The organism is Streptomyces erythrochromogenes, from assembly GCF_040684695.1.
Taxonomy (GTDB): domain Bacteria; phylum Actinomycetota; class Actinomycetes; order Streptomycetales; family Streptomycetaceae; genus Streptomyces; species Streptomyces erythrochromogenes_C.
Window position 1 is genome coordinate 25,760 of sequence record NZ_JBFBGM010000014.1, and the last position, 15,861, is coordinate 41,620.

General features: G+C 73.1%; 15 protein-coding genes, 1 tRNA gene and 1 pseudogene. 8 read left to right on the top strand and 9 right to left on the bottom strand.

Annotated features, from left to right (window positions below):
• Positions 1-107 precede the first annotated feature (107 nt).
• Together AB0O53_RS21015 and AB0O53_RS21020 are read left to right on the top strand one after the other, a co-directional pair.
• On the top strand, positions 108-956 hold the full coding sequence (locus tag AB0O53_RS21015) for a helix-turn-helix domain-containing protein (protein ID WP_350995110.1): 849 nt from the start codon (positions 108-110) through the stop codon (positions 954-956).
• Positions 916-1,170 (top strand): DUF397 domain-containing protein, encoded by a 255-nt coding sequence (locus AB0O53_RS21020; RefSeq protein WP_365197384.1) that lies wholly within the window; start codon positions 916-918, stop codon positions 1,168-1,170. The genes AB0O53_RS21015 and AB0O53_RS21020 overlap by 41 nt, the downstream gene beginning before the upstream one ends.
• A 1-nt stretch (position 1,171) precedes the next feature.
• Here AB0O53_RS21020 and AB0O53_RS21025 read toward each other — a convergent pair whose 3' ends face one another.
• Positions 1,172-2,158, bottom strand: a complete 987-nt coding sequence (locus tag AB0O53_RS21025) for a LuxR C-terminal-related transcriptional regulator (protein WP_350995113.1) — start codon at positions 2,156-2,158, stop codon at positions 1,172-1,174.
• A 275-nt stretch (positions 2,159-2,433) separates the two neighbouring features.
• Here AB0O53_RS21025 and AB0O53_RS21030 point away from each other — a divergent pair, with 275 nt between their 5' ends.
• The 4 genes from AB0O53_RS21030 (at position 2,434) to AB0O53_RS21045 (ending at position 5,526) form a co-directional block, all read left to right on the top strand.
• A complete protein-coding gene (locus tag AB0O53_RS21030; protein ID WP_365197387.1) occupies positions 2,434-2,607 on the top strand; it encodes a hypothetical protein in 174 nt (57 codons plus the stop codon).
• Between the two features lie 5 nt (positions 2,608-2,612).
• Entirely contained in the window at positions 2,613-2,912 is a 300-nt protein-coding gene (locus AB0O53_RS21035) for a hypothetical protein (protein WP_350995117.1), read from the top strand.
• Positions 2,909-4,114 (top strand): aggregation-promoting factor C-terminal-like domain-containing protein, encoded by a 1,206-nt coding sequence (locus AB0O53_RS21040; protein ID WP_350995119.1) that lies wholly within the window; start codon positions 2,909-2,911, stop codon positions 4,112-4,114. The genes AB0O53_RS21035 and AB0O53_RS21040 overlap by 4 nt, the downstream gene beginning before the upstream one ends.
• A 101-nt stretch (positions 4,115-4,215) precedes the next feature.
• Positions 4,216-5,526 carry an NlpC/P60 family protein gene (locus AB0O53_RS21045; protein ID WP_350995121.1) on the top strand — a complete coding sequence of 437 codons (1,311 nt, stop codon included), beginning with the start codon at positions 4,216-4,218 and terminating at the stop codon, positions 5,524-5,526.
• Between the two features lie 87 nt (positions 5,527-5,613).
• On the opposite strand, the gene AB0O53_RS21050 is transcribed toward AB0O53_RS21045, so the two are convergent.
• The gene (locus AB0O53_RS21050) at positions 5,614-7,509 is read right to left on the bottom strand and encodes a putative bifunctional diguanylate cyclase/phosphodiesterase (RefSeq protein ID WP_350995122.1); all 1,896 of its coding nucleotides are present in this window, start codon (positions 7,507-7,509) and stop codon (positions 5,614-5,616) included.
• 345 nt (positions 7,510-7,854) lie between these two features.
• On the opposite strand from AB0O53_RS21050, the gene AB0O53_RS21055 reads away from it, so the two are divergent.
• Positions 7,855-9,090: a M6 family metalloprotease domain-containing protein gene (locus AB0O53_RS21055; protein ID WP_350995124.1), complete on the top strand. Its 1,236-nt coding sequence runs from the start codon at positions 7,855-7,857 to the stop codon at positions 9,088-9,090.
• Positions 9,091-9,164: 74 nt separating this feature from the next.
• Here AB0O53_RS21055 and AB0O53_RS21060 read toward each other — a convergent pair.
• From AB0O53_RS21060 to AB0O53_RS21075, 4 genes and pseudogenes are all read right to left on the bottom strand, one after another.
• Positions 9,165-9,238, bottom strand: a tRNA-Lys gene (locus AB0O53_RS21060).
• Positions 9,229-9,853: pseudogene (locus AB0O53_RS21065) on the bottom strand (bifunctional DNA primase/polymerase). Before AB0O53_RS21065 ends, AB0O53_RS21060 begins: the two are co-directional and overlap by 10 nt.
• A 107-nt stretch (positions 9,854-9,960) precedes the next feature.
• Entirely contained in the window at positions 9,961-10,305 is a 345-nt protein-coding gene (locus tag AB0O53_RS21070; protein WP_350995126.1) for a DUF8844 domain-containing protein, read from the bottom strand.
• A 205-nt stretch (positions 10,306-10,510) separates the two neighbouring features.
• A complete protein-coding gene (locus AB0O53_RS21075) occupies positions 10,511-11,095 on the bottom strand; it encodes an NADPH-dependent FMN reductase (RefSeq protein ID WP_365197394.1) in 585 nt (194 codons plus the stop codon).
• Positions 11,096-11,207: 112 nt separating this feature from the next.
• On the opposite strand from AB0O53_RS21075, the gene AB0O53_RS21080 reads away from it, so the two are divergent.
• Positions 11,208-11,690 (top strand): MarR family winged helix-turn-helix transcriptional regulator, encoded by a 483-nt coding sequence (locus tag AB0O53_RS21080; RefSeq protein ID WP_365197396.1) that lies wholly within the window; start codon positions 11,208-11,210, stop codon positions 11,688-11,690.
• 23 nt (positions 11,691-11,713) lie between these two features.
• Here the strand turns inward: AB0O53_RS21080 and AB0O53_RS21085 are convergent, their stop codons facing one another.
• From AB0O53_RS21085 to AB0O53_RS21095, 3 genes are read right to left on the bottom strand one after another with little or no spacing between them, the layout of a single operon-like run.
• A complete protein-coding gene (locus AB0O53_RS21085) occupies positions 11,714-13,063 on the bottom strand; it encodes an AAA domain-containing protein (RefSeq protein ID WP_365197399.1) in 1,350 nt (449 codons plus the stop codon).
• Complete coding sequence (locus AB0O53_RS21090) at positions 13,060-14,643, bottom strand: hypothetical protein (RefSeq protein ID WP_365197402.1); 1,584 nt, start codon at positions 14,641-14,643, stop codon at positions 13,060-13,062. The genes AB0O53_RS21085 and AB0O53_RS21090 overlap by 4 nt, the downstream gene beginning before the upstream one ends.
• On the bottom strand, positions 14,631-15,800 hold the full coding sequence (locus tag AB0O53_RS21095) for a hypothetical protein (protein ID WP_365197405.1): 1,170 nt from the start codon (positions 15,798-15,800) through the stop codon (positions 14,631-14,633). Before AB0O53_RS21095 ends, AB0O53_RS21090 begins: the two co-directional genes overlap by 13 nt.
• Between the last annotated feature and the right edge of the window lie 61 nt (positions 15,801-15,861).

Below are 15,861 nucleotides of genomic sequence, written 5' to 3' on the forward strand. Positions count from 1 at the left end.
GGGCGGGGCGGAGGTGTGTGACATGGTTGCCGGATTTCGGACACCGGGTGGTAGCGGGGTCGTTACGCTCGGCCACGAGCCCGTTTCCCGCTTGGGGGTGCCGTTCCATGGTCCTGGCCCGCGACATCGATCCCAGCGCCTCGCCGCTGGACTACTACAGCTACGAGCTGCGCCGCCTGAGAGAAGAGGCCGGCCTGAAGCAGTCCCAGCTGGGCGCGATCATCTTCTGCACGGGCTCCCTGATCGGCATGGTCGAAAACGGCCGCCGCGTCCCGACCCGCGACTTCTCGGAGCGGGTGGATGCGGCCCTGAACACGGGCGGGGTGTTCTCCCGCCTGGTGGGGCTGGTCCTGCGGAGCCAGTTGCCGAGCTGGTTCCAGCCGTACGCGGAGATGGAGGGCCAGGCGGCGTTCATCTCCACCTACCAGTGCCAGCTGGTCCACGGGCTGCTCCAGACGGAGCCCTACGCGCGGGCCGTTCTCGGCGTTGAGAAGCCTGACAAGCTCGACGCTGCGGTGGCGGCACGAATGGACCGGCAGCGCATCCTGACTCGGGAGAGCCCGCCGGTGCTGTGGGCGGTGCTTGACGAAGCAGCTCTGCATCGGGAGATCGGAGGTCGCGAGGTGATGCGCGGCCAACTGGCCCATCTGTTGAGCCTCGTAGAGCGGCGGTGGCTGGAAATCCAGGTGCTGCCCTTCAGCGCTGGGCAGCACGCTGGAATGATGGGCTCGTTCACCTTGCTGCGCTTCGACGGCGCCCCGGACATCCACTACAGCGAGAGCTACGACTCCGGTCACATGACAGCCAACGCGCAAGTGATCAAGGAGCGTTCGGTCGGCTACGCTCACTTGCAAGCCGAGGCCCTCCCACCCCGGGCGTCGGCTGGGCTGATCGCTCGCGTAATGGAGGAACGCTATGGCAAGCATCCAGAAGCTGACGGGCGCACAGTGGCGTAAGTCGTCCTACAGCGGCTCGAACGGCGGCGAGTGCGTCGAGTGCGCACCGCTCGACGGCGCCGCCTGGCGCACGGCTTCGTACAGCGACAACGGAGACTGCGTCGAGGTGGCCGCGCAGCCGTGCCGGGTCGCCGTGCGGGATTCCAAGAACCCCGACGGGCCCGTCTTCACCGTCGGGGCGGCGGCGTTCGCCGCCTTCGCCCGCAGCCTGTGACTCAGAGCCAGCCCTGCTGAGCCGCTTTGAGGCCCGCCTCGAAGCGGCTCGTGGCGTGGAGCCGTTCCATCAGCGCGGACATCTGCCGCCGTACGGTCCGCAGCGACACCCCGAGCCGCTTGCCCGCGGCCTCGTCCGTCAGGCCGGAGGCCAGCAGCTTGAGCAGCTCCAGCTCGGCCGCGCTCGGGCGGGAGTCGCCCGTACGGCAGCGGTCCGCGCCCAGCGGCACGGCGGCCTGCCACGTCTGCTCGAACAGGGTGACCAGGGACGCCACGATCCCCGGGGCGCTGGTGCACAGCGCGCCCAGCCGTGAGTTCGCCGGGTCGATCGGTACGACCGCCACCGTCCGGTCGAAGACCAGCAGGCGCGGCGGGAGCAGCGGGCTCGTACGCACCTGGCCGCCCTGCTCCGTGAGCCAGCGGGCGTAGGCCAGGGTCGCCGGGTCGTTGCGGGCGCTGTCCTGGTAGACGGACCGCATCTCGATGCCCCGGGCCAGCGCCCGCTCGTCGAGCGGCCGGGAGGACTCCAGGCTGGCTTCGGACAGGGCGCCGCCCGGCAGGATCGCCAGGCACTCGCGCTCCAGCCCGTGGGCGAGTTCCTCCAGCCGGCTCTGGATGGCGTCCATGCCCACCAGGCGTTCCGCGCCGTCGACCTCGGTGTTCGGGCGCAGTTCCGCGAACTCGGAGACCACCTGGGCCGCCGCGGCCTTGCTGCGGGCCAGTTCCTCCTGCTGCCGCGCCAGTTCCTCCTCCTGGCGGCGCAGCAGCAGCTCCAGGCCCAGTTCCGGGCGGACCGCCCGCAGCGCGCCCGGGCTGTCCCGGGACGGTCTGAGCAGGTCCAGGTCGACCAGCCGGTCCAGGCCCTCGCGGACCTGCGTCTCGGTGAGGCCGAGGCGTGCGGCCAGCTCGGCGACACCTCCGGAGGGGTCGGCCAGCATCCCCCGGTACACGGCCTCCACCTCGGCTCCGAGCCCCAATGTCTGCAGCAAGTCCCCGCCCCCCAGCGCAACTTCGGCATCCACGCGGGTGCCGTCTGCGGTGATCGTAGGCGAAAGCTGGCACCAAGGTGCCAGGCCCTTTGGTGCCAGCCGGAAACCCTTCTGCGCGGGTCGCGGGCGCAGCACCATGGTGATCACCGGAACGGCGGGGGCGGAAGCCCCCCGGCTCAGGCCAGAGCCCACGGACGTACCGGGACAGCGCGCAGCAGCACACCGCACACCGCACCGACGGACCACCACCCAGCACCTGACCTCGGGGGAAAACCATGTCCCGCACCGCCCGCCGCTTCGCCGCTGTCGCCGCCGCCCTCGCCGCCCTCTGCGCCGCCGCCGTCACCGCCACCGCGCCACCCGCCCCCGCCGAGGCCGCCCACGTCAGCGCCGGCATCAACCGGGACGCGCCCCCGGCGGACGCCGACGCCAGCATCAACTGGGACTAGCCGGCGTGCGCATCGTCCGGGCCGCCCTCTCGGGCCCGCACCAGGACCCCGACCGCCCCGGCGGGCTCGCGCTCCTCTCCGACCTGATCTGGGCCCACGCCGAGGCCGCCCACGGGCTCGAACACGTACGGGCCAAACCGGCCGGCCAAGGCGTCGACCTCTACCTCTTCCTGCGGGCCGTCTCCGAGACCGCCGCGCTGGACCAGGCCCGCGCGCTCCTCGACGGCGCCCGAGCCCCCCTGCGCGCCCACGGCTACCGCACCGCCGAACCGCGTCCCCGACGCCCCCACGAAGGAACACCGTGACCACCACCCTCCGCCGGGCCGCCCGCAAGGCCTCGGTCGCCGCCCTGTCCGGCGCCCTCGGAGCCGGGCTGCTCACCGCCGCGGCCGTCGCCGCCGCCCCTGCGGCGACCGCCGCGACCACCTGCAGCGGGACCGCCTCCCTCTACGGCGTCCTCCCCGACGGCCGGCTCACCTTCAGCACCATCACGCCCGCCACCGGCGACCTGAAGAAGGTGCTGGTCGGCGCCCACCTGGGCTTCGAGCCCAGGGCGATGGCCACCCTGAACTTCAACACGATCCTCGTCACGTCCACGGCCGGCGCCCTCTACCGCCTCGACGTACTCACCAACAACACCTCCCTCGTCCTGGAACGCCCGCCCGTCAAGCTCTTCGACAGCGGCTGGACCCACGACAAGCTCACCTACGACGGGCACGGCCACCTCTACGGGACGGCCGGGGGACTGCTGATCCAGTACCTGGTCTCGCAGCCCAAGCCGACCGGCTCGGCGCACATCGGCCGGCGCAAGGAGATCGGCAGCGGCTTCGCCCTGAAGACCCTCACCGCCGCCGGGGACGACCGGCTCCTGGCCACCACCGCGGCCGGCGCCCTCTACTCGTACAAGATCAACAGCGATGGCGGCTGGGACCGCGACGACCTCAAGACCTCGGGCTGGTCCGCCTTCGACCAGGTCGTCTCGCCCGGCGGCGGCCTCTACTACGGCCGGATCGCCACCACCGGCGCCATGTACTGGTACAAGGACGCCAACCCGGCCGACGGCTCCGGCGCCGACATCGCCCACCACAACGAGACGCCCGTCAACACCGGCGGCTGGACGCAGCAGTTGCTCTCCGCCCAGCCGGCGACCTTCAGCTGCACCACCACCGCGGACCCCCTCGACGGCCGGGACATCCCCGCGGTGAAGGCGGCCGGACGCGACCTGATGGACAAGCACGACGGCGGCGCCTGGAACAGCTCCGCCCAGTGGAACTGCCTGGAGCAGCTCTGGGACAAGGAGAGCGGCTGGCGCTACTGGGCCGACAACCCCAACTCCACCGCCTACGGCATCCCGCAGGCCCTGCCCGGCTCCAAGATGGACGCCTTCGGCGACGACTGGCGCACCAACCCCGTCACGCAGATCAAGTGGGGCCTGTCCTACATCGACGGCCGGTACGGCACGCCCTGCGGCGCCTGGACCCACTTCCAGAACAACAACTGGTACTGAGCCGCGGCCCCTTCCCGCGCCCGCGCCCGTACCCCCTCCACTTCTCGACCTCCCCGGCCCGACGCGCGTACGTCAGGGCTGCCCGAAAACCGGAGACACCCATGCTCTCGACGTCCCTCAAGCGCCGCCTCGCCGCGACCCTCGCCGTCGGCGCCACCACCCTCGGCCTGGTCACCGTGACCTCGGCGCCCGCCCAGGCCGCCGCCATCTGCGGCGGCGACGTGTCCGTCTACGGCACCCTCCCGGACGGCCGCCTCACCTACACGGCGATATCCCCGAACACCGGGGACCGCGTGAAGACGCTGATCGGCGCGGACCTCGGCTTCACGCCCAAGGCGATGGCCACCCTCAACTTCAACACCGTCCTGGTGACCTCGACGGCCGGCGAGCTGTACCGCGTGGACATCCAGACCAACGGCAACGCCCTCACCCTGGCGGGCGTCACGAAGATCTGGGACAGCGGCTGGACCTTCGACAAGATGACCTACGACGGCGCGGGCCACCTCTACGGCACCGTCGGCGGCCAGCTCCACCGGTACAACGTCTCCCAGGCCAAGCCCGCCGGGCCCGCCCACATCGCCAAGCACGTCGTCATCGACGAGGGCTTCGTCCTGAAGACCCTCGCCGCGGCCGGCGACGACGTCCTCGTCGCCAGCACCGCCGACGGGCGGCTGCTGTCGTACCAGATCAACGGCGTCGGGGACTGGGAGAGCTCGGAGCTCAAGGGCAGCGGCTGGTCGGCGGTCGACAGCCTGGTCTCGCCCGGCGGCGGCCTCTACTACGGCCGGACGAACGGCGGTATGTACTGGTACCACGACGCCGACCCCACCGACGGCAAGGGCGACGACATCGCCTACCACCCCGGCGACCCGGTCGACGCGAGCGGCTGGACCCAGACGCTGCTGTCCGCGTTCGCGGGCGACTGCACCTACCGCCCGCCGGCCCCGCCGACCCCCACCCCCTCCACCAAGGGCGGCCAGATCGCCCGCAGCGAGATCATGAGCCGCGCCCTGAACTGGCTCGGCCGGGACATCCCCTACAGCCAGAGCGCGTACGCCTCCGACCCGGACGGCGACCACACCTACCGCACCGACTGCTCGGGCTTCATCTCCATGGCCTGGCACGCCTCCACCAGCTACACCACCGCCAGCCTGCCGAGCGTCAGCACCACCATCTCCAAGTCCGACCTGCAGCCCGGCGACGCGCTGAACACCTCGGACGGGCACGTGGTGCTCTTCGAGAAGTGGATCGACAAGGGCGCCGGGAAGTTCTCCTACATCCACGAGTCCAACCCGAACGACGACATGATGCGCGGCCAGGACTACCTGAGCGGCGGCAGCGACGGCCGCATCGCCGGCCACGCCGCCTCCGGCTACGTGGCCCTGCGCTACGACAAGGCCATCAGCGGCTGACCCGCACGTCCGCACACCGGAAGGCCGGACCGCCCTCGGACGGTCCGGCCTTCCGGCACGTTCGGAGCGGGTCGGTCACACGGCCCGTCAGACCAGCGGGTGCTGGGCCGGTTCGTCGGGCTGGGAGGGGGCCGCCGCCTCCACGCGGCGGCCGATCATGCGGGCGATCACGTCCGGGGCGACGGCCCGCGAGTACAGCCAGCCCTGGCCCGTGTCGCAGCCGACGCGGCGGAGCCGGGCCGCCTGACCGGCCGTCTCCACGCATTCCGCGGTCACCGTGAGGCCCAGCCGGTGCGCGAGCTGGACCAGGGCCTCGACGATGGTCTCGTCGGCCGGGTTGGGGTGCGCGCCCTCGTCGTAGCGGAAGCCCCGGACGAAGGAGCCGTCCAGCTTCAGCACCGAGACCGGCAGCCGGCTGAGGTAGGCCAGGTTCGAGTAGCCGGTGCCGAAGTCGTCGATGGCGATGCGGACGCCCATGTCGCTCAGCGCCTGGAGGGCCTGCAGCGGCCTTCCGGCGGAGCCCATCACCGCCGACTCGGTCAGCTCCAGCTGGAGCAGCTGCGGCGCCAGCCCCGTCTCGGCGAGGATCTCCGCGACGTCGCCGACCAGGTCCGAGTCCCACACCTGGCGCACGGCGACGTTGACCGACACGAAGACCGGGGTGTCGCTGGGCTGTTCGATCTGCCAGCGGCGCGCCTGCCGGCACGCGGTCCGCAGGACCCACTGCCCGAGCTGGACGATCGACCCGTCCTCCTCGGCGATACCGATGAACCGATTCGGCGTCAGCGTGCCGAACTGCGGGTGCCGCCAGCGCACCAGGGCCTCGACACCGCGCAGCGCACCGCTCTCCAGATCCACCAGCGGCTGGTACTCCAGGGCGAACTCGCCCCGCTCCACGGCCGGCCGCAGCGTGGAGGACAGCGCCTGCCGGGTCATGCGGTGGGCGTTGCGCTCCGGGTCGAAGAGGGTCCAGCGGGCCTTGCCGTCGGCCTTGGCCCAGTACAGGGTCGTGTCGGCGGCCTGCATCAGCCCGGTCGCCGAGGTGCCGTCCGTGGCCCGCTCCACCACGCCGATGGACGCGGACACCGACAGCCGCTGCCCGGCCAGGTCGAAGGGCTCCTGCACGGCGGCCAGGACGCTGCGCGCCAGGTCCGCGAGCTGCTCGGTGCCGGTGGAGTCCTCGACGAGCAGGGCGAACTCGTCGCCGCCGAGGCGTGCGACCAGGTGCCCGCCGGTGCGCCCGTAGCCGGACTGGTCGGCGCACTGGGTCAGCCGGGAGGCGACGGCCGTCAGCAGCCGGTCGCCGACGCGGTGGCCGAGGGTGTCGTTGACGGCCTTGAAGCCGTCCAGGTCGAGGTAGCACAGGCCGATCCGGCCGGTGCCCCCGCCGTGCTCGTACGAGGACGCCTCCAGGGCGGCGGAGAGCCGCTCGAAGAACAGTGCCCGGTTGGGCAGGCGCGTGACCGGGTCGTGCATCTGCAGGTGCCGCAGCCGGGCCTGGAGGTCGCGCCGGTCGCTGATGTCGGAGACGGACAGCAGGACGTTCCCGGTGCCCGGTACCGGCCCCAGGGTGACCTCGGTCCACAGCGAGTGCCCGTCGGGGTGCTTGAGGCGGCGGGTGCAGCGCAGCCGTGCCTGCCGGCCGCGCAGGACCTCCTGGTAGGCGGCCCAGGTCCGGGCCTCCGCGGCCAGGTCCACCAGATCGGCGGCGCAGCGGTGGACTAGCGCGTGGGGTTCGCTGCCCAGCAGGCCGGCGAAGGCCTGATTGGCCGTCACCACGTAGCCCTCGCGGTCGACGACGGCCATGGGGAGGTGCGCCGCGTTGAAGGCGGCCCGGTAGTCGCGCAGCTCGGACGCGGCGCGATGGGACACCGACGGCGCTGCCGGTGCCGACGGCACTGACGGCACCGCAGGGTGACGCTCCGTAATGGCGGATCGGATGCCGTCGGCCGCCGAACCGGTTCCTTCTGAGGTTCCGCTCACCGTTGGCCCCGCAGTGTTCGTGAGTGTCCGTGCAGGAAAGTGTGCCGATCATAGAGGCTGCCGGGAGGCCCTATCCAGCGGCGTCACCGGTTGAGACGCGGGAGTTCGGCGTGATGACGGATCGGCGGACCAAGATCGCGTGATCGTTTCTGCGCGGCAATGAGCGGGACGGGGGTCCTGTTGATCTCAGGTGATCGGTCGTGACGTTCTGTAGGCACCCCCGTGAACTTCGGGGGTCACCGGCTTGCCCCACCCCTCACTCGTGCGGGGCACTGGAACTGGGCATTAGTAAGACAATCGCCTCAAGGTGGCTAAACAGGTATCAATCCACCACCGGAGGTCGATGTGACGCGACAGCAGACACCCGGGGGAGTGGACCGCTCTCGCGTCCGAAGTACCGCCGCGGCACTCACTTCCCTGACGGCGCTCGCCGCCATGTCGCTCGTCGCGGGTCCCGCGGTGGCCGACCCGGGCGCCGGGCCCTGCGCGCTGACCCGCACGGGGGCGCACCACTCCCTGGGCCTGGACACCTGGAACGGCGCCTACCCCAAGCCCGAACGCACCCTCGACGCGGTGATGGTCTTCCTCTCCTTCCCCGACCACGAGGGCACCCTGACGCCCGAACTGCTCACCCGCGACTACTTCCCCGCCACCAGCGACTTCTTCGAGCAGGCCTCGTACGGGCGGTTCCGCCTGGTCCCGCACCCGCAGAAGCAGTGGATCCGGATGCCCCGGCCGTCCACCGCGTACGGGATAAAGCGCGACTGGGCCCCCGGCGACCGGGCCGCCTACCTGCGCGACGCGGTCGCCGCCGCCGACGCGCAGGTGGACTTCGGCAAGTACGACATCGTCTACTTCGTCGCCGACCCGGACGCGCCCGGGGTGGACTCCGACGCCACGAAGGTCGTGAACTTCGACCGCCCGATCGTCGCGGACGGCACGGAACTGCGGCGGATCGTCACCGTCTTCGAGCGCCACCCGCCGGACCGCAACGTGCTGGCCCACGAGACCGGGCACGTCTTCGACCTGCCCGACCTCTACCACCGGCCCACGGACGGCAAGGGCGACTGGGACACCTACGTCGGGGACTGGGACGTCATGGGCAGCCAGTTCGGGATGTCCCCCGACCTCTTCGCCTGGCACAAGTGGAAGCTCGGCTGGCTGGACGCCTCCCAGGTGGACTGCGTCCAGTCGGGCTCGTCCCTGCACACCCTGCAGCCGCTGGGGCAGGCCCCGCCGAGCGGCGGCACGGGCGGGACCCGGCTCGCGGTCGTCCGTACCGGGCCCGGCAGCGCGATCGCCGTCGAGGCGCGGGGCTCGTCCGGCAACGACGGCGACACCTGCACCGAAGGGGTCCTCGTCTACCGGGTGCGCAACGAGGCGGCCTCGGGCGGCGGACCCATCGAGGTGATGGACGCGCACCCGGGGACGGAGGCCTGCTGGGACCGGTCGGTGTACCCGCCGCTGGCGGACGCGCCGCTGGAGGTGGGCGAGACGTTCACGGTGCCGGGGGAGCGGATCACCATCGAGGTGGCCGACCGGACCCGGTCCGGCGCGTACACGGTGAAGATCACGACGTGACGACCTGATGGCGTGACGCTGTGACGGCACACGAAGAAGGCCCCCCACTCGCGTGGGGGGCCTTCTTCCGTCTGTGCGCCGCCAGGGACTCGAACCCCGGACCCGCTGATTAAGAGTCAGCTGCTCTAACCAACTGAGCTAGCGGCGCTTGCTGACGAGGAAGACATTAGCAGGAGGATCGGCGGAACGAAAAATCGATATCCCCAGGTCCCGTCGGTGCGGCGGTGCGGGCCGCCCGTACGAAGGCCCAGAGCAGGGCCTCGGCCCCGGGGAGCCAGGGCTCCCGGGCGTCGGGGGCCACGAGCCACCGCGACGGCCCGGGGCCCGCCGCCAGCGGCGGCACGGTGACGGCGTCGCCGCGGCCGTGGCACAGGGGCGCCGGGGTGCCGCGGGAGGCACCCCACTCCTCCCACGCCAACAGGGCGGGCAGCCGGTGGGCGGCCCCGGGGGCGGCGAAGAGCAGCATCCGGCCGCGGTGCACGGCGACCGGGCCGGAGCCGGGGCCCTCGGCCCGGAGCAGGTCCAGGACGCGCCGCCCGAGGACCAGCGGGACGTTGACGACGTCGAAGGCGTTCCCGCAGGGCAGTGTCGCCGGCAGTTCGGGCCGGGCCTCCCACAGCGCGAGGGTGCGGCGGGGGTTCGCGCAGGCCGAGGCGAGCCAGGCGGCCCCCTGCGGGGTGACGTGCGCGGCGGGCGCGGTGCGCGTGCGCTCGCCGGGCGCGTGGAGGGCGGTGCATCCGTGGGCCGTCGTCAGCGTCGTCATATGCCAAGGTCTACCCGCCGTAGCGATCCGAACCCTCGGAGTTACCGAAAATCGGGACAGGGCGGGTAGGTCGGGAGTACATTGCCCCCGCATATGACAGTCGGTTGTCACGCCAGGTCGGCGCGGCCGCGCTGGAGGGTCTCGCCGAACTCGATCATCTTGAGGGCGTAGTCCTCGGTCCACTCCGCCTGCTCGGCGATGGCCCCGGCGGTGAGCCGGTCGAAGCGCCGCGGGTCCGCCAGCTGCGCCGCGGCCAGGGCCTGGAACTCCACCGCCCGCTCCTGCGCCGCCCGGAAGGCCAGCGTCAGCTCGGTCGCACGGGCCAGCAGCTCCCGCGGGTCCTCGATCGATTCCAGGTCGAAGAAGTGCTCCGGATCGGCCACGGCCTCCGAGGGTTCGAAGAGCAGCGGCGCCGGCCGCAGCCGTCGCTCGGTCCGCTCGGGCTCTGCCATCCCTGTCCTCCTGCTGCTGCGTGCGAAATCCTTCCGGGCCACCGTCCATTGTCCAACGCCCCGCAAGAGCGCGCCCCGACGGGTGGGAACACCTGTACGGCCGGTGGGGCGCGCGAGCAGACGGGTGGACCGGGTGGCGGGGGAGTCGCTCAGGTGATCGGCCGTCAGCGGCGCGGCGTGCGAAAACCACCCGGCCGGGGGCCGCTCAGACGGTGACCACGGCCTCCGCCGCGAGCTCCGCCTCGCGCTTCGCCGCCAGCTCGGCCACGTCGGCCAGGACGGCGGCCAGCTCGTCCGCGAGGGTCTCGGGGGCCTCGAAGCCCTCGGCGCCGATCAGCTTCGGGATGCCCGGGATCGCGACGGAGTGCTCGGCGGGCAGCATGCCGAGACGGGTCAGGATCGGGAGCAGCATCTCGGCGGCGGGGGCGCCGCCGGTGGGGCCGGCGCTGTAGCTGACGATGCCGACCGGCTTGCCCTTCCACTCGTCGTAGAGGAAGTCGATGGCGTTCTTGAAGGGGGCGGTGAAGCCGCCGTTGTACATCGGCAGGACGAAGAGGAAGGCGTCGGCGGAGTCGACCAGGGCGCTCCAGTCGCGGGTGTGCTGGTGGGCGTAGTTCCCGGTGGAGGCGTATTCGGGCTCGTCCAGGAAGGGCAGCGCGATCTCGGCGAGGTCGACGGGGGTGACCTCGAAGGCGCCGTGGTCGCGGGCCTGGCCGGCGACCCACCGGGCGAGCGGGCGGCCGGAGGAGGTGGGGCGGGTGGCGGCGGAGACGACGTGCAGGCGGGTCATGGAAGCGGCTCCCGGTCGGTGCGGTTGTTGATGTGTCATCTATCAAAGCGTTATGTGAGTGACGTGTCAACAAGGTAGATGATGTGTCACCGATCTGGCTAAAGTGGAACGCATGACCCCCGCATCCGAGCCCCGCTGGCTCACCGAGGCCGAGCAGGACGCCTGGTACGCGTGGCGCCGGATGTTCCCGCTGGTCAACGCCGAGATCGCACGCGACCTCAGCCAGGACAGCGGACTCTCCGAAGCCGACTACGACGTGCTGTCCGTCCTCGGCTCCACGGACGGCCACCGCATGCGCATCAGCGCGCTCGCCGAGCTGATGCAGTGGTCCCGCAGCCGGCTGTCCCACCAGCTCACGCGCATGGAACAGCGCGGCATCGTCCGCCGCGAGGACGTCGCGACCGACGGCCGGGGCGCCGAGGTGGTCCTCACCGGGACCGGGGTGGCCGCGATCACGGACGCCGCCCCGTTCCACGTCGCATCGGTGCGCCGCCACCTCGTGGACGTCCTGACCCCGGAGCAGCTCCGGGCCCTGGCCGAGATCGGCGAGGTGCTGCGCCACCGGTTCGCCGCCCCCCGCAAGGGCCGGGACTGAGCCGCGCCGACGCCTCTACGGCCCTACGGCCGCCAGGACACCCGGTGCTCCGCCAGGTGCGCCAGGACCGAGTGGTTCGCCTCCCAGCCGTCCGGGAACTTCACCGTCACGCCCAGCTGCACCGGCTCCGTCGACGGATGGTCGTCCAGCAGCTCCGCTATGCCCGCCCGGGCCACCACCACGCAGGCGTGCCGGTGCCGGGAGGCCAGCACGCACAGCCGTCCCGTCTCCAGGTGGAAGGCCGTCGCGTCCGGGCGCCCCGACAGCGGGTGCAGCACCACCGTGAGGTCGTACTCGCGGCCCTGCAGCCGGTTCGCCGTGTCCACCGTGACCCCCGAGACCCCGAGCGAGGCCAGCGCCGCCCGCACCGCGGCCGCCTGGTCGCGGTGGGCCGTGCCGACCGCGATCCGGTCGGCCGTCAGCGCCACCGGGCCCGGGGACCGCTCGTCGGAGGTCACCGCACCGCGGTCCAGGGCCCGGCGCACCACCAGGGCCACCGCGCCGACCGCCTCCGGGTCGGTGCGCGGCGTGTGCCGCGCCGGCAGCTCCAGCAGGCCCCAGCCCGCCTCGGCGGCCTCGTCCAGCACCCGGTCCGGACCCGACCCGTCCGAGGGCACCCCGTACGAGAGCTTCCGGTCGCCCGGCCCCGTACCGCTGCGGAACTGCGTGTACGGGTAGAACGCACGCGAGACCAGCGGCGCCGCCGTCGCCGGGAGCCGCCAGGACACCGGCAGCCGGTGCTGCGGCAGCTGCGGGTTGTGCGCGAGCAGCGTGCTCACCGCCGACGCCGACGGGTCGTAGGACAGCCCGGCCCACTGCTCGGCGCCGACCACGCTGAAGGGGTCCAGCTGCCCCGGGTCGCCCACGAACAGCGCCCGCTCGAACAGCCCGGCCACGGCCAGCAGCGCGTCGGAGCGCATCTGGTACGCCTCGTCGACGATGGCGTGCTGCCACGGCTCCACGTCCTTGACGAACGCCCACTTCGCCGCCGTGGAGATGGTGATCGGCAGCTCCGCGAGGTCGGCCGGCTTGGCCGAGAGGGTCACCGACGGCAGCTCCCGCAGCGCAGGATCGTAGGAATCCCCCTCGCTGCTGTGCAGCCGGCCCACCTTCAGCTCCGGGTCCTTCTCGGCCAGCCGCAGCACCAGATCGTCGACCTGCGCGTTCGTCTGCGCCACCACCATCAGCCGGCGCCCCGCCGCGGCCAGCTCCCGGGCCGCGCGGACGACGAGCGTGGACTTGCCGGCCCCCGGCGGGGAATCGACGACCACGCCCCGCTCGGTCCCGTGCAGGGTGTCGTGCAGGATCGCGGCGGTCGCCCGGGCGGCCGCGGCACCCGGGTCGAAGGCGGCGGGCGCGGACACAGGGGTCACAGGATGTCCTCGTCGGTGACGGCGTCGGGAAGGTGGACGGCGGACCCGGACCCCGGCGGGCCGCCATGGGTCCACGGCGTCTGCTCCGGGTCCGGGAGCTTCGGGCCGCCGCGCGCGTCGTGCTCGAAGAGCGTCCAGCACACGCGGTCGCCCTCCTCGGGCACGGAACCCGGCTCCGGGTCCCGGCCGCGGCCCATCTTGTCGAGGAGCCGCAGCACCACCCGCCCGTCCTCCTCGAAACGGACGAACTGCGCGCTCTGCGGCCGCCCGTCCAGCGAGCGGTACACCTTCGGGGCGCCGCCGTCCGCGAGCTGCGGCCGGTCCCGCGTGGACACCGTCACCAGCGGCCGCGGACTGGGCCGCTTCGACTCCGTCCACTCCATCACCACCTCGGTGACCTCGCCCGCGAAGGCCTCGCCCGCCAGCCGCCGGCCCGCCATGACCAGCGGGTCGTCCAGCGCCTCCTGCGCGTCCAGGCGCACCTGCTCCGTCTCCCGCGTGGCCAGCTTCTGCGCCGCCGTCACCGCGTCGTCGCGGCGCGGCTGCGGCGGCTCGCCCGCCCGCACCCGGTCCCGGTGACCGGTGTACGACCAGCGGTCGCGCGTCCAGCGCTCCTCCGCCCGCTCGCCCGGCGGCAGCCCGCGCACCAGGCCGATCGCCTCCCACGTCGCCCACCAGGTGTTCGACATCTGGTCCACGACCAGCCGGCGCACCGCCCGCTCGGCCGCGCGCACCTCGCGGTCGTCGTCCCCGGGCCCGGCCGCCAGGGCCGCGCGCGCGGCGTCGTAGCGGGAGATGGCAGGAGCCAACAGCTTGTTGTCGAACGCCGGATCGGTCGCGGGACCGGCCGGCGGGCACAGCAACTGGCCGTGCCCGTCACGGCCCACCTCCGCACGCAGGGCCGCCTCGGCCCCCGACCCGCCCGCCGGCGGGTCGATCCAGGCCATGAGCGCGCCCAGGTGCTGGTCCTCCAGATTGCTCTGGCCCGTCGCCCAGTGCCGGGACAGCAGGTCCGTCGCCGACAGCAGCATCGAGGACCCGGGCACCCGCGCCCGCTCGCCGAGGTGGGTGAACCAGCGGCCCAGCAGCGGCACCCGCGACGGCGTCGGATACGGATTGTCCGGATCCTCCTCCGCCGTACGCCGGAAGCGCATCGACCGGCCCAGCAGCCGCACGTACTCGATGCCCGCCCGGCTCGGCACGATCAGCTGCGGGGCGTCCACGCACAGCTCGGTCTCCACCTTGACCCGCTTGCCCGTCTCCGGGTCGGTCTCGCTGCGCTCGGCCGGCTCCACCTCGTCGGCGTACGCGTCGATGTGCGCCAGCACGTGGACCGCGAGGTCGGCCAGGAACGCCCAGCGCAGGTCCCGGTCGCGGGGCTGGGGTATCACGAAGACCCGCGGCTCGTTCGGATCGGTGCCGACCATCGCGCCCAGCGGGGCTCCGGCCTCACCGGCCGTGGTCAGCGGCACGAAGACCAGCGGCTTGTCGCTCAGGTGGCGGTGGCGCACCGTCGCGAGCGGCTGGGCGCGGCCGGCGCGGACGGCCTCCAGCCGGGCCAGGGTGCTCAGCAGGGGCATTCGGGGGACTCCGGGACGTGCGGACGGGGAAGGGCGGCGGCCGGCTCCAGCGCCTCGGCGCGCAGCAGCGCCGCGCGGTGCAGGGCGGCGGCCGTGGGGTCGTCGGCGCAGCCGCCGCCGGCGGCGGCCGCGAGGGCCTGCTCGACGGTGGTCAGCGCGCCCAGCTCGCCCCGTACGGACCGGCCCAGTGCCGTCACCTCGTCGGCCGCGCGGGCCTTCTCCCGGCAGTGGAAGGCCAGCTCGCAGGCGGCCAGGCACTCGGGCGCGTAGGCGGCGTCCACCGCGGACACCGCCTCGGCCAGCTCCTCGGCGGTCCGCTCCGGGTCGAAGCTGAGCCCCTCCGGCAGTGCGGCGGCCAGCTCCTCGACCCGGGTCAGCCGGTCCAGCTGGCGGCGGGTCACCGCGCGCTCGCGGCGGACGTCGACGGAGGCGGCGGTCGGCAGGTTGGAGAAGTCCTTGGGGCAGACCAGCAGCACGGTGTGCCCGACCTCGGCGCCGGCCACCTTCCCGGCGATCCGCTCCAGGGCCAGTACGTAGACGGCGGCCTGGCGGGCCGCCGCGCCCACCTTCGCCGCGTCCGCGGCCGCGTCGATCATGGGGAACGACTTGATCTCCACCACGGTCCAGCGGCCGTCGGGGTGCACGACGACGGCGTCCGGCTCCAGGTACGCCGGGGTGCCGGCCACCTCCAGGGCCAGCATCGGGTGGTCGAGCAGGGTCCAGTCCTTCGCCGACGTGGCCTCGCGCAGGGCGAGGGCCGTCCGGGCGGCGCGGCCCTCGGGCCCGGCGGCCGTCAGGTCGGGGACGAGCGCGCCGGAACCGGGCGGCTCGGCGGCCGTGTCGAGGTGTGCGTGCACCAGCCGCAGCAGTTCGGCCCCGCCGTCGCCCTTGACCTTCGCCTCGAAGGAGTTCCCGCGGACGATGGCGAACTGCGACTGGCCGAAGGCGGCGGGCGAGCCGAGGGCCGTGGCGAGGGCGTTCTTGTCCACACCGGCACCGTCGAGCAGTGCGCGTCTGCCGCAGCCGGGGTTGGCGGCGAGGGCCGCGAGTGCCCGCGCGTCGAGCGGGCGGGGCGGCACGGCGGGGCCTCGCAGGCCGGCGAGCCGCTGCCGCAGCGTGGTCGGCTGCGCGGGACTGCTGGGCGGGTAAGAGCTCACCCGCGGAAGTGTCCCATCCGCCACTGACAATCGTGTGCGGAGCGGGGAAACGGGCCGGTGG

Coding starts and splice junctions, on each gene's coding strand:
- AB0O53_RS21015 (WP_350995110.1), top strand. CDS start 108: ATGGTCCTGGCCCGCGACATCGATCCCAGCGCCTCGCCGCTGGACTAC.
- AB0O53_RS21020 (WP_365197384.1), top strand. CDS start 916: ATGGCAAGCATCCAGAAGCTGACGGGCGCACAGTGGCGTAAGTCGTCC.
- AB0O53_RS21030 (WP_365197387.1), top strand. CDS start 2,434: ATGTCCCGCACCGCCCGCCGCTTCGCCGCTGTCGCCGCCGCCCTCGCC.
- AB0O53_RS21045 (WP_350995121.1), top strand. CDS start 4,216: ATGCTCTCGACGTCCCTCAAGCGCCGCCTCGCCGCGACCCTCGCCGTC.
- AB0O53_RS21070 (WP_350995126.1), bottom strand. CDS start 10,305: ATGGCAGAGCCCGAGCGGACCGAGCGACGGCTGCGGCCGGCGCCGCTG.
- AB0O53_RS21075 (WP_365197394.1), bottom strand. CDS start 11,095: ATGACCCGCCTGCACGTCGTCTCCGCCGCCACCCGCCCCACCTCCTCC.
- AB0O53_RS21080 (WP_365197396.1), top strand. CDS start 11,208: ATGACCCCCGCATCCGAGCCCCGCTGGCTCACCGAGGCCGAGCAGGAC.
- AB0O53_RS21090 (WP_365197402.1), bottom strand. CDS start 14,643: ATGCCCCTGCTGAGCACCCTGGCCCGGCTGGAGGCCGTCCGCGCCGGC.